General features: G+C 70.0%; 12 protein-coding genes and 1 pseudogene. 5 read left to right on the forward strand and 8 right to left on the reverse strand.

Annotated features, from left to right (window positions below; all coding sequences use genetic code 11):
* Positions 1–200: 200 nt before the first annotated feature.
* Genes ACN28I_RS10555 through ACN28I_RS10565 form a run of 3 tightly spaced genes read right to left on the reverse strand, consistent with a single transcriptional unit; the run spans position 201 to position 2,373 of the window.
* Positions 201–1,316: a TPM domain-containing protein gene (locus tag ACN28I_RS10555; protein ID WP_420941935.1), complete on the reverse strand. Its 1,116-nt coding sequence runs from the start codon at positions 1,314–1,316 to the stop codon at positions 201–203.
* Positions 1,313–1,939, reverse strand: coding sequence for a hypothetical protein (locus ACN28I_RS10560; protein ID WP_420941936.1), 627 nt, complete (start codon positions 1,937–1,939; stop codon positions 1,313–1,315). The genes ACN28I_RS10555 and ACN28I_RS10560 overlap by 4 nt, the downstream gene beginning before the upstream one ends.
* Positions 1,936–2,373 (reverse strand): TPM domain-containing protein, encoded by a 438-nt coding sequence (locus ACN28I_RS10565; protein WP_420941937.1) that lies wholly within the window; start codon positions 2,371–2,373, stop codon positions 1,936–1,938. Before ACN28I_RS10565 ends, ACN28I_RS10560 begins: the two co-directional genes overlap by 4 nt.
* Positions 2,374–2,487: 114 nt before the next feature.
* Here ACN28I_RS10565 and ACN28I_RS10570 point away from each other — a divergent pair, with 114 nt between their 5' ends.
* Positions 2,488–3,846, forward strand: coding sequence for a TAXI family TRAP transporter solute-binding subunit (locus ACN28I_RS10570; RefSeq protein WP_420941938.1), 1,359 nt, complete (start codon positions 2,488–2,490; stop codon positions 3,844–3,846).
* Entirely contained in the window at positions 3,843–4,565 is a 723-nt protein-coding gene (locus tag ACN28I_RS10575) for a lysophospholipid acyltransferase family protein (protein ID WP_420941939.1), read from the forward strand. Before ACN28I_RS10570 ends, ACN28I_RS10575 begins: the two co-directional genes overlap by 4 nt.
* Positions 4,566–4,604: 39 nt before the next feature.
* On the opposite strand, the gene ACN28I_RS10580 is transcribed toward ACN28I_RS10575, so the two are convergent.
* From ACN28I_RS10580 to ACN28I_RS10590, 3 genes are all read right to left on the reverse strand, one after another.
* On the reverse strand, positions 4,605–5,729 hold the full coding sequence (locus ACN28I_RS10580; protein WP_420941940.1) for a hypothetical protein: 1,125 nt from the start codon (positions 5,727–5,729) through the stop codon (positions 4,605–4,607).
* Between the two features lie 17 nt (positions 5,730–5,746).
* A complete protein-coding gene (locus ACN28I_RS10585; RefSeq protein ID WP_420941941.1) occupies positions 5,747–6,856 on the reverse strand; it encodes a 5'-nucleotidase in 1,110 nt (369 codons plus the stop codon).
* Between the two features lie 82 nt (positions 6,857–6,938).
* Positions 6,939–7,769, reverse strand: coding sequence for an SH3 domain-containing protein (locus tag ACN28I_RS10590; RefSeq protein ID WP_420941942.1), 831 nt, complete (start codon positions 7,767–7,769; stop codon positions 6,939–6,941).
* A 384-nt stretch (positions 7,770–8,153) separates the two neighbouring features.
* Between ACN28I_RS10590 and ACN28I_RS10595 the strand changes: the two are divergent.
* Positions 8,154–8,396: pseudogene (locus ACN28I_RS10595) on the forward strand (DUF808 family protein); the annotation flags it as partial.
* A gap of 97 nt (positions 8,397–8,493) precedes the next feature.
* Positions 8,494–9,060, forward strand: a complete 567-nt coding sequence (locus ACN28I_RS10600) for a DUF808 family protein (RefSeq protein ID WP_420941943.1) — start codon at positions 8,494–8,496, stop codon at positions 9,058–9,060.
* Between the two features lie 52 nt (positions 9,061–9,112).
* Here ACN28I_RS10600 and ACN28I_RS10605 read toward each other — a convergent pair whose 3' ends face one another.
* Positions 9,113–10,015 (reverse strand): DMT family transporter, encoded by a 903-nt coding sequence (locus ACN28I_RS10605; protein WP_420941944.1) that lies wholly within the window; start codon positions 10,013–10,015, stop codon positions 9,113–9,115.
* Positions 10,016–10,140: 125 nt separating this feature from the next.
* Here ACN28I_RS10605 and ACN28I_RS10610 point away from each other — a divergent pair, with 125 nt between their 5' ends.
* Complete coding sequence (locus ACN28I_RS10610; RefSeq protein WP_420941945.1) at positions 10,141–11,106, forward strand: hypothetical protein; 966 nt, start codon at positions 10,141–10,143, stop codon at positions 11,104–11,106.
* Positions 11,107–11,112: 6 nt separating this feature from the next.
* On the opposite strand, the gene ACN28I_RS10615 is transcribed toward ACN28I_RS10610, so the two are convergent.
* Complete coding sequence (locus ACN28I_RS10615) at positions 11,113–12,057, reverse strand: glycoside hydrolase family 43 protein (protein WP_420941946.1); 945 nt, start codon at positions 12,055–12,057, stop codon at positions 11,113–11,115.
* Between the last annotated feature and the right edge of the window lie 77 nt (positions 12,058–12,134).

The following is a 12,134-nucleotide window of genomic DNA, read 5'->3' on the forward strand; positions in this document are numbered from 1 at the left end:
TCCGGCTCACAGGCGAGCAGGAGCAGACAGGTGAACACTCCGCATGCGCCCTTGAAGCGACCCTCGCCACTCGCGACTCGCGTCACCCCGTACCCCCGGCCTCAGGCCCCCGTCGAAGCGCCGAAGCTCGTCACGAGGGACGCTGGCATCAAGGGGGCAAGCCTGGGGAAAGGTGCGCACCTCCCCCCAGGACGGGGTTGCTACCAGGAAGAGCTGGCCCCGCCTCCGCCGAAGCTGCCCCCTCCCCCACCCCAAGAGCTTCCCGAGCTGGAGCCACCCGAGCTGGAGCCGCCCGAGCTGAAGCCACCCGAAGACGAGGAGCCCCGCGAGGACGACGACCTGACCGTCGAGCCGGAGCTGAGGAACATGAACAGGATTTCGATCAACACCTTGAAGACCGGCGGGTAGGTGACGACCACCAGCGTGACGGCGAGGGCGGTGAAGGACTTCCCGGCCTCGAAGAGCATCCGCAACACGTCCGTGGATTGGGAGTTCGAGAGGGCCACCAGGCTGCCCACCGCGGCGCTCACCCCCATGACGCAGGCGATCCGGAAGGACAGGTGCCGCGCCGCGAGAGTCACCACGAGGAACATCGCGGCGAAGGTCGCGTAGGCCAGCAGGAAGTGGAACGTGGGAATCCGGATCGACTGCACCAGGAGGGCGGTGATGGCCGAGGGAACGAGGAGGATCGCACCGATGCTCCCCGCCAGCCGCCCGGTGCCGAGCCGCTCCCTCCAGGGTCCGATGCAGAAGCCGAGCAGCACGCCCGCGACAACGCCCACGGCGATCAACCCCATCATGGTGTTGCTCACCCGCACGGCGCTCACCGGCGCGAGCCTGGCCAGCTCCGGCACGTCCTGGGCGCCCGGCAGGCGCACGCGCACGCCCTGGATGACGCCCAGCAGGGCGCCCCGGTAGTCCTGCTGGCGCAGCAGCGGGCCCTGGGCGTCGAGGAGGCTCCTCACCGCGTCGTCGGGCAGGTACTCCTCCATCCCATAGCCCACCTCCAGGCGCGCACGGCGGTCATCCACCGCGAGCACGTAGAGGAGCCCATTGTCCAGGCCGGCGTGGCCTCCCCTCCACGCCTCGGCGGCCCGCATCGCGTAGTCCTCGATGGGCTCGCCCCCGGTGGTGCCCACGACGAGCACCGCCATCTGCGCGCCCGTCTCGTTGCGCAGGCGCACCAGCTCGCTGGCCACGGCCTCGGTGTCCGCGGAGGACAACACCCCGCGCTCATCCACGACCGGCCGGTCGATGACCGGGGTGCTGCCCAGGAGCAGCGCGGGCAGCAGCAGCACCAGGGCCCAGGTCTTCACCACGAGGCCACCTCGGTGGACAGCGGAACGGCGGTGGGCAGGCCGGAGAGGCGCACCACCCAGCTCCGCGGGAAGGAGGACGCGGAGGCGTTGTACCCGGTGGCCAGGATGTCGTAGCGCCGCTGTTCCACGCTCACCCGGTTCTCCGCGCCGGAGAGCTGCGCGTCTCTCTCCGGACCGGGGGTGGCGGTGGCGTAGCGCGCCTGCTCGCGCTCCCTCCGCTCCATCACGTTGCGCACCTGCGCACGCTGGCGCGTCACCTCCTGCAGCGTCGAATTGAGGCCGTTGCGCACGAAGAGGCCACTCAGTCCGAGCACCACCGCCACCCCGGCCGCAATCCATGCGCCCTTGCGCAGCCGCTCGCGCCGGGCCTGCCGCGCCCGCTCCGCCTCGAGCTTCGCCTGCTCCTGCTCCCGCCGGCGCTGCTCCAGCACCTCCATCGCCCGGTCGATGTACTCGGCGGGGATGTCCAGCTCCTGCCCGATGCGCTTGACGTCCTCGGTGGTGAGCGTCTCCGGCGCCGCGTCCTTCTGCATCAGCCGGGTGGCGGTACTGATGAGGTCGTCCACGTCCTCGTAGGCGACCTGCCCCTGGGGGGAACGGTTCCGCGTCACGTCACTCATGCCTGGCTCACCACGTCCGGAAGTTCGTTGCCCCGGGTGTCCTCTCCGGGAACGGCGGTGCGCAGCAGGCCGCCAATGCGCTCGACAGCCGCTTCCAATCCCGCCACGGGCGACCCCTCACGGAAGCCCTGGGCGAGCCCGTCCACCACGTCCTGCCAGAACCCTGGTTGGGCCGCCCCGTGGACGCCCTGGCCCGCGTAGACGGCGGCCTTGCGGTCGTTCACCGCGACATAGAGGAGCACCCCGGTGTCGGCGGCCGTGCGGCGCATCCCAAGCTCCTCGAAGAGTTGTGCGGCGCGGGCCAGCGGCTCGCCCCCCCGGCAGCTCCGCTCGAGGTGGACGAGCACCTCACCCCGGTGCCCCTCCTCGGCACGGCGGATGGCCGCCACCAGGCGAGCCTCCTCCTCCTTGCTCAGCTTCCACTTCGGACGCATCCACGACCAGTCCATGGCGCCGAGGATATGCCATCCACCCAGGGGGGAGGAACGTGCTCCCCTGCCTGCCCGGCGGACATTCTCCTCGCGGCGTCTATACTGCGCGCCCACCCTATGACGACGAACAGTCCCAAGAACCAGCTCCGGCACACGATGCGCCGCGATCTGTGGCTCACCGTCGCGCCCGCGGCCCTCCTCATCGGCATCGCATTCGCCGTCACGTTCTACTTCGTCAAGCCCGCACCGCCGAGGACGCTCGTGCTCGCCACGCCTCAGGACGAGGGCGGGTTCCGGTACTTCGCACGGAAGTACCAGGAGAGCCTCGCGCGGCACGGGGTCACGGTGGAGATCCGGCAGACGAAGGGGTCGGTCACCAGCGTCGAGCTCGTCGGGGACGAGATGGAGGAGGCGGACGTCGCGTTCGTGCAGAGTGGCACGGCCGGCGGGGAGAAGGCGGCGCGCGTCGTCTCGCTCGGCAGCCTCTCGTACGTTCCCCTGTGGGTGTTCTACCGGGGCGAGCCGATCGACGACATCCTCGGCCTGAAGGGCAAGCGCATCGCCATCGGCTCCGCCGAGAGCGGGACGCACGCGCTCGCCCTCACGCTCCTGTCGGTCAACGGCGTGGAAAAGGCCCCGACGGAGCTCCTGCCCCTGGAGCGCGACGCGGCCATCGAGCAGCTCAAGAAGGGCCAGGTCGACGCGGTGTTCCTCGTCTCCCCCGCGGAGGCCCCGGCCATCCAGAAGCTCGCCGCCGAGCCCGGAGTGCGGCTCCTCAGCTTCACCCGCGGTGAGGCCTACGTCCGCCGCTACCCCTACCTGTCGAGGCTCGTCCTGCCCCGAGGCGTGTTCAACCTCGCCACGGACCTCCCGGCTCATGACGTGGTGCTGCTCGCGCCGACCGCGAACCTCGTCGCGCGAGACACGCTCCATCCGGCGCTCGCCTACCTCCTCATGCGCACCGCGAGTGAGATCCACGGCAGCGCCGGGCTGCTCGACCGTTCGGGCGAATTTCCAGCGCCGCTCGAGACGGGCTTCCCGCTCAGCAGCGAGGCCCGCCGCTACTACGATGCCGGTGTCCCGCTGCTGCAACGCTACCTTCCCTTCTGGGCCGCGAACCTGGTTGACCGGCTCTGGGTGATGCTGGTGCCGATCATCGCCGTGGTGGTGCCGCTCGGGCGGGCCGTGCCGGCGCTGTACCTGTGGCGGGTGCGCTCGCGCATCTTCCGCTGGTATGCCCGCCTGAAGGAGATCGAGCTTCAGTTGGAGGAGAACCCCGGACGGCTGATGCTCGAGGACATGCTGAAGCGGCTCGAGGAAGCCGAGCGCGCGGTGAACCGGATCCCCGTGCCACTGGCCTACGCCGAGAACCTCTACTTCTTCCGTGAGCACGTCGACGTGGTCCGCCGGCGGCTCGTCCGCCGGCTCTCCGAAGCGACGGAGGGCAGTGACGCCGTGACGCAGGTGAGCGCATGAAATACGTGGTGACGGCCTGGTTCTGGTTCGTCTTCCTCACCACCGCCCCGGTGCTCTTCCTCCTGGGGCTGGTGCTGTTCCTCGTCGCGTACCCGGTGGATCCGGACCGGCGGTGGTTGCACGGGCTGGTGTGCCGCTGGTGCCACTGGCTGTGGTTGCACGCCTCGCCGGGGTGGCGCACCCAGGTAGAGGGGCGGGAGCTGCTGCCCTCCGGGCCTTGCGTGCTGGTGGCCAACCACCAGTCCGCCGCGGACATCCTGGCCGCCATGGGCCTGTTCCACCCCTACAAGTTCGTGGCCAAGGCGTCCCTGTTCCCCATCCCCATCGTGGGCTGGATGATGAGCCTGCTGGGCTACGTGCCCGTGAAGCGCGGAAGCACCAGCTCCATGGGCCAGATGCTCGACCAGTGCCGTCACTGGCTGCGCCGGGGCATGCCGGTCCTCATCTTCCCCGAGGGCACCTACTCGCAGGAGGGACTGCTGCGCTTCAAGCGGGGGGCCTTCCAGCTCGCGCTGGAGGAGCACGTCCCCGTGGTGCCGGTGGTCATCGAGGGCACCCCCCAGCTCCTCCCGGGGGATGGCATCTGGATGAGCCCGCGCGCCGCCATCCGCGTGCGCGTCCTGCCGCCGCTGCCCCCCGAGTCGTTCGCCCCGGACGCGGTGGCGCTCGCCGAGCAGGTGCGGACGATGTACGTGGACACGCTCGCCGCGACCGGGTGACCCGGCCATTTCCCCTCTCCCCTCGGGAGAGGGGACGGATCAACGGCAGTCCGCGCGTCGCAGGGAGACGCCGGCCTCGGTGCGGTACTGGTAGACGACTCCGCCCTCGTCGAGGACGGTGAAGTCCCGGAAGGTCTCCTCCGGCATGGTGTTGAGGGGCAGGTCCGCCTGGCCCAGCACCTTGCCGTCGAGCGGATCCAGACAGAAGAGCCGCACGCCGGGCTCGGAGGGCGGGCTGGCCTTGCCCGTGGGCAACTCACCGGCCACGCCCAGGTAGATGACACCGGAGCGGTCGGAGTCGAGCAGCGTGATGTACATCAACGGGAACTGCACCCGGTACTCGCGGGTGTAGCGCTGGTGGTTCGTCTGGCGGTCGATGGCGTTGACCAGCAGGCGGCCTCCTGGCCTGTCGATGATGCTGGCGACGATGTACGAGCGGCCATCCCGCGTGGGGCGGCCGGGAATCTCCGGGCGCGTGGTGTCGGCCGTGCCCGAGAGATCACCGATGCGCACCAGCGCGCCGTGCTCGCGCTCGACGTACACCGAGTCCCCCTCCACGAAGGTGCCGGTGATGCCGCCGGTTTCGGGGATGCCCTCGCCCTGCAGCGGCAGATCTCCCCGGAGCGTCCCCGTCTCGGGATCGATGATCGCCACGGACTTGTCCCGCAGCCGGTCCAGCACCAGCAACGTGCCGTCCTTCGCCACGGTGACGTCCTGGGGAGTCTGCTGGGTGAGCGGCGTGGTCCCGAGCACCTTGCCGTCCTGGCCGATGCGCACGAGCCGGCCATTGAGCTGATCCAGCACCACGACGTCCCCGAGCGGCGTCACCGCGAGGGACATGGGCGCCTCGGGGTTGGCTTCCTGGGGACGATCGCGTCCGAGCTGGGAGGGCCCGCTGCCCCAGCCCAATTCGGCGATCACCCCTGGAGCCCTCGGGGAGGAAGCCGCCTGGGAATTCCCCTCCCCTGCCCGGCCCGGACTGGAGCCAGACGGGGCCTTGGAGGCAGTGCCTCCCTGGGCCGGAGCCGGGGCCGCCGGTACTTCCGCGGACGGGGCGGAGCCCGCGCTGTCCCTGGCGCCCGAACGCGTCACCACGAACGCGATGCCGAGCGCGAGAACCGTGAGACCCAGGAGGATGACGACACCGCGCTTGCGCGCCTTCATGACCGCTTCCTTTCCAATCAATGCGACACCGGGCCCGGGGGCACGAGCCGCTCCACCCGCGCCTTCAACTCGGGGTCATCCGGCACCTCCGGCCCCAGCGGGATGAACGAGAGCTGCTGGGTACGGCCGTCCGCCTCCGGGCGCGCCCGGGCCTGCTCTTCCAGCCTTTGCCGCCGGGACAGGAAACCGGCCAGCGCCTCCTCGAGCGGCTTCCGGGCCGCCTCGTCCTTCGCCGTGGCCAGCCGCTCGCGAGCCCGCTGGATGTTCTCGTCCAGGAGCTTCAGTCCATCCCGGGCCCTCGCCACCTCGGAGAGATCGACGAACGGCCCCGCCCCCGCGAGCGTGAGCTCCAACCGGCCCACCTGCCTGCCGCGCTCGCCAGAGGGCACCAGGGTGGCGTGGCCGTGACGCTGCGCCGTCCCCGGAAGGCGGCCCTCGTGCGACTGCACGACGAAGTCCACCGCGTCCCCCACCTCCCGAGACAGCGCCTGGGCGGACGCCAACGGCATCGCCGCCAGCACCACCACCACGTCCACCTTCTCCTTCTCGCGCAGGCGGCGGGCCTCGGCCATGGCCACGGGCCCGGGAGGCCGGCCCGTCACTCCCGGCTGCGCCTCCCCCTCGGGCGAGAGTCCCACCACGCCGAACACCGTCTCCCCTACCCTCACCACCGTGGAGGCCGCGAAGAGCGGCTTGCCCCGGGCATCCACCAGGTTGGCCGACAGCACCTTCATCTTCGCCTTCCGGGTGCCCTGCTTCAGGAAGTCCGTGCCGAGCACCAGATCGCGCGCCCCCACGGCCATGGCGGCGGTGCCCAACGCATCCATCTGCTCGAGCAACAGCTCCGCGCGAGCCCGCGCACCCGGCTCATCTCCCGATTGAGGCGTCTTGAAGAGCGCGTTGCCCGCGTCCAGCACCAGCACCGGCTCGCCCTGGGCGCGCTCCCGCGAGAGGAGCGTCTTGCGCCGGGCCAGTCCTCCCGCCGGGAGCTGCCCGCAGCCACAGTGGGAGATCTCTCCCCCGTTGTCTCCGGTGAAGAGGAGCACCGCCTTCCGGGGCGCGGCTCCAGCCACCAGGGGGTTCAGCAGCAACACCAGCAGGGCGAGCAGGCCCGGTCGCACGCGCATCACATCCTCGAAAGACAGACCATCCCAACGAACGGCGGCCGGGCCTCACGCACCCGGCCGCCACCTCCCCACCGCGGAGGGACTAGAAGTGACGGATGGCGTGGTACGTGGTGGTGGCGGTGCGGAGGTTGTACACGCAACCGGCCGCGCAGCCCTTGCACTCGTAGGCCCACATGCTGCCCCAGCCGTCACCCGACTCGTAGACGAAGGTGTGGCCGGCGCCATCCTGGTTGTAGACGAGCGCGTCGGCCTTCAGCAGCACGTCACGGGAGATGGTCCGCCACTGGGTGGTGTCGGAGTTGAAGCTGACGGTGCTGTAGGGGTGCGAGTCGACGGCCACGTTGGTGTTCGTGCTGGGCACCACCCACACCTTGGCGAGGAAGCCGGAGCAGTCCGCGCCGTACGAGCCGCTGTGCGTGCAGCTCGGGCAGCTCCCCGAGCACGAGCCCACGGCGGAGCCCGGGTTCCAGGCGCCGTGGCCCCACCAGTACGAGAAGCCCATCCCGCTCTTCGCCTTGGCGATGGCGGCGTCGCGCGCCGTCGAGGAGCTGGCCACCACCGTGAGGTAGCTGCCCGAGGCCCAGCCCGTCACACCGCTGTAGGTGAGCTTGTACCAACCGCTGGTGGGGCAACCCCCGCCCGCTTCCTTCGCGATGGCACCGCCCGGCATCGTCAGGAGGATGCCGTAGGTCGTCCCGGGCCCGCTGCGCAGGTTCAGCCCCGTGGTCGTCTGCAGGCTGGAGCCCGCGGTGACGCAGGCCGTGATGGCCTCGGCGCTGCTGCCGAGGCTCTCGTCCACGCCCTTCAGCTCGAGGCTCTCCACGGACGACTGGCCACCGCCACAGCCCGCCGCCACCACCGCCAGGACCGCCAACCACTTCAAGGACTGACCACTCATGCTCCGGGTGCTCATACGGACCTCCATCCAGGGGGGACTGCGAGAGAAGCAGGCGCGTCCCTCGGCCCTTCACCTTCCGGAAGGCATGAGTGGGACGCAGGGAAGAAGGCCCTTCCGGAGGGCCTGTGGACGGCTTCCCTACAAGACTTCAGGCAGCTAGAAAAACAAGAAAAGCCATGATTACAGGTAATTTTGGCTTTTTCATCTTCTTTTTTCAGAGGTGCCGGGGGTCCGCGCCGTTCCGGGTTTCACCCAGGGTGGAATCCACTCTTCTTCCACAAACGACCCTCGTTTTCCCTATGCTCCGCCGCATTCAACTCAAGGAGTCTTCTCTTGGCCGGAACCAGCCTTCTCGCACTGCTCGACGACATCGCCACCATCCTCGACGACGTGTCGGTGATGACGAAGGTGGCCGCGAAGAAGACCGCGGGCGTGCTGGGAGATGACCTGGCGCTCAATGCCCAGCAGGTCACCGGCGTCACCGCCGACCGCGAGCTGCCCGTGGTGTGGGCCGTGGCCAAGGGCTCCACGCTCAACAAGGCCATCCTGGTGCCCGCGGCGCTGGCCATCAGCGCCTTCATCCCCTGGGCGGTGACGCCGCTGCTGATGCTGGGCGGCCTGTACCTCTGTTTCGAGGGCGTCGAGAAGCTGGCGCACAAGTTCCTGCACAGCGAGGCCGAGGTCGAGGCCCACCACGCCGAGCTGCACCCAGGCCCTGGTCGATCCGAACGTCGACCTGGTGGCGGTCGAGAAGGAGAAGATCAAGGGCGCGGTGCGCACCGACTTCATCCTCTCGGCGGAGATCATCGTCATCTCGCTGGGCGTCATGGCCGCCGCGCCCTTCATGACGCGGGTGTTGGCGCTGACCGGCATCAGCGTCCTGATGACGGTGGGCGTCTACGGGCTGGTGGCGGGCATCGTCAAACTCGACGACGCGGGGCTCTTCCTCTCCCGGCGGACCGGCGACAGCGGTTGGGCGCGATTCCAGCGCACCCTGGGGCTGGGCCTCCTGAATGGGACGCCCTACTTCATGAAGTTCCTGTCGATCGCCGGCACCGCGGCCATGTTCCTGGTCGGCGGCGGCATCATCGCGCACGGCGTTTCCACGCTGCATCACGGGATCGAGGGGTTGGCCCATCACGCGGGCCAGGTGTCCATCATCGGCGGTCTGCTGGGGGGGCTCACGGAGGCCCTGGCCAACGCCGTGGTGGGCATCGTGGCCGGAACGGTGGTGCTCCTCGGGGTGCTCGGGGTCCAACGCGTGATGCGCCGGGGCAAGGCGGACGCCCCGAAGACGAACGGCTGAAGCCTGGAGGGCCGTCCGGCTCACCGCCGGACTTCCGAGGCGAGACGCCCGCTCACAATCCGGCGGGCGGAGTGACTTCCACTTCCGATCGCGGCTCGCCCGGCGGCGTACGCTGCGCGAGGAGCGCCCCCGCGAGGATGAGCGCGCCTCCCGCGAGCGTGCCCGCGCGCAGCGGTTCGCCGAGCACCAGGAACGCCAGCAGCACCGTCCAGAGCGGCTCGGTGGTGGCGAGCACACTGGTCCGCGCCGCGCCGATGCGCCGGATGGCCATGAACAGCAGGGGCACGGCGAGCAGCGTGGGGAAGACGGCCGTCGCGGCAATCACCCCCCACGCGGCGGCGCTCGAGGGCACTCCGAACGTGCCGGTCAGGGCGCCCATGAGGCCGAACCCGATGGCCGACGTGAGGCAGAGGTACGCCGTCGCGGCGAGCGGCGGGTAGTGCAGGCGGCGCTCGCTGTAGAGCAGGTAGGCGCCGTAGAGCGCACCGGTCAGCACCCCGAAGCCCAGCCCGAGGGCATCGCGGTCCCCCGCGCCAGGCAGGCCCACCACGAGCCCCAGCCCCACGGCGGTGAGGGCCACCGCGGCGAGCTGCACCCCGTGGGGCCGCCGTCCCAGCAGCCACACGTACAGCACGACGAAGGCCGGGGCGAGGTACAGCAGCAGCCCGGTGGCGCCCGCGGAGATACGCGCCAGCGCCAGGAAGTAGCAGGTGGTGGCGAGCGCGTAGAGGAGCCCGTTCGCCCCCATCACCCGCCGGTCCCGCCAGGTGAAGGGCCCGCGCGCCGCGCCGAAGCCAAACAGGACGAGCGCCACCAGGGCGAACCGCCACGGCAGCAGCGTGTACGTCGGGAGCTGGAGCTGCTGCGCGAGCTTCCCCCACACGGCGAGCGAGCTGAACGCCAGGGCGGATAGGAGTGCGAGCAGTGTCCCGACGGGCGAGCGGGAGGCATTCATGGCGGAGCGATCCTCTCGCGCCAGGGCTCTAGCAGCATGTCCCATGCCGCGCGAGGACAAGACTCGCGGAGTGGGGACTGTACACTGCGCCGGAAAGGCACCCACACGCCGTCCCCGAGGTCTCGATGCAGCGCTCCCACTGCCTCGCCGTGCTCACCGCCCTGGTCCTCCTCACCGCTTCGGGCGTCTCCGCGCAAACACTCCAGGAAGGGCCACCGCCGCAGCACCGGCTCGTGTACCGCAACCTGCTGGTGGCCCGCCTCAACCCGCTGGGCCTGCTGGACGAGGCGCGGCTCAGCTACCGCTACCGGCTCTACCGCAGTGAGTCGCTCGCGCTGCGCGACAACTTCGTGAGCGTCGGCCTCGCGCCCGGGCTCAGCCCCGCCTTCGGACGGCTCGGGGTGGTGGTGGAGTTCCAGCCGCTCAGCATCCTCCAGCTCTGGGGCATGTATGAGTTCGTTGGCAACTTCGGCACCTTCCGGCAGTTCCAGTCCTTCCCCTCGCCGCGCTCGAACTTCAGCGACACGGAGCTGTATGCCCGCGATGAGCTCCCCGCGGGAGACGCCCGCAGGCCCTATGCCAACTCGGGCACGCAACTGACGCTCGGCGCGACGCTCCAGCTCAAGCTGGGTCCCGTGGTGGCGCGCAGCCTCTTCCGCCTGGTCCGCCCCGACATGTCCATGCGCGAGGGAGATCGCGTCTTCTACGACATCTATTACGACGTGCTCGCGCCCAACCGGGGCTGGTACTTCGTCAACGACGCCGACGTGCTGTACCAGACGGGCCGAGGCCTCACGGTCGGGCTTCGCTGGGCGTCCTCGCACGCCTTCTACACTCCGGGCCACTTCTCGCCCGGCGAGCCCCAGGAGAACCTCAACACCACCCACCGCCTGGGCCCCGTGGTGGCCTACACCTTCGCGGAGCGGGACGGCGCGCGCTTCAACTCGCCCACCGTCCTGCTGATGGTCAACTGGTGGCTCGCCCACCGCTACCGCACGGGCGCGGACTCCTCCGCCTTCTTCCCGTACCTGGCGCTCGGGTTCTCCTTCTCCGGCGACCTGCTGCCGGTGCCCCCGCCCGCGGAGCGGTAGCCGGTCTCATGCCACGCGGGAAAGCTGGGTCGGCGTGAAGGATGGCCCGAGCACGCGGGGGCCTTCCTTGCTCCAGAGGATGGGATCGATGCACATCCGGCGAGCCGTCCGCCCTGTGTCCCACGCGTGGTAGACGATGACGTCCTGTCCATCCGGGCCGGTGACCACGGAGTTGTGCCCGGGGCCGATCACCTTGTCCGGCACGGTCTTCAGCAACGGCGGGATGCCCGCCGGCTCGACCCAGGGCCCGAGCGGGTGATCGGCCACGGCGTAGGCGACACCGTAGGAGGACTCCGTCCAGTTCCCACCGGAGTAGAAGCAGTAGTAGCGGCCCTCGTGCTTGCGGACGAACGGGCCTTCCAGCGTGTGCCAGTCGTAGACCTGCCCGTACATCGTCCGCTGGCGGAGGAACACCTGCCAGTCGTCACTGGGCCGAAGAATCGTGCGGCTCTGCCCACGCAGCCGGGTCATGCCGTCCAGCACGTTGACGGCGAGCATGGTGCCGACCCGGTCGCCCTCGAGCACGTCCCGGGCGTGGAAGAGGTACCAGGTGCCGTCCTCGTCCCGGAACGGGCTCGCGTCGATGGCGAAGCGCTCATCCGGAGTGAGGTTGATGCCCTGATCGATGAACGGGCCCGTCGGATGGTCGGCGACAGCGACCCGCAGATGGTGGCCGACGTCCCCACGCCCCACGGAGTAGTACATCCACCAGCGTCCGTCGGCCTCCGCGACTTCCGGCGCCCAGTAGTCGCTTCCGGCCTCCGGGGGCAGCAGTTCGAGGGCTCCCCCCACACTGCGCCAGGTGACGAGATCCGGGGACGTGAGCACTTCGAAGGCGCGCCCGTCGACCACCTTGCCGGTGCCATAGGCGACATAGCCCTCCTGGGTCCGCAGGACGAAGGGGTCAGCGAAGTAGGCACCGTGCACCGGATTGCAGTAACGGATGGACATGCCGCCATGACTACAACGAGAGGGGCTCGGCCCGCGACAGGGAGCGGTATGATTTCCGTCCCTCCCACAGGAGCGTC

Origin of the sequence: Archangium gephyra, from assembly GCF_049060025.1 — a bacterium.
Taxonomy (GTDB): domain Bacteria; phylum Myxococcota; class Myxococcia; order Myxococcales; family Myxococcaceae; genus Archangium; species Archangium gephyra_A.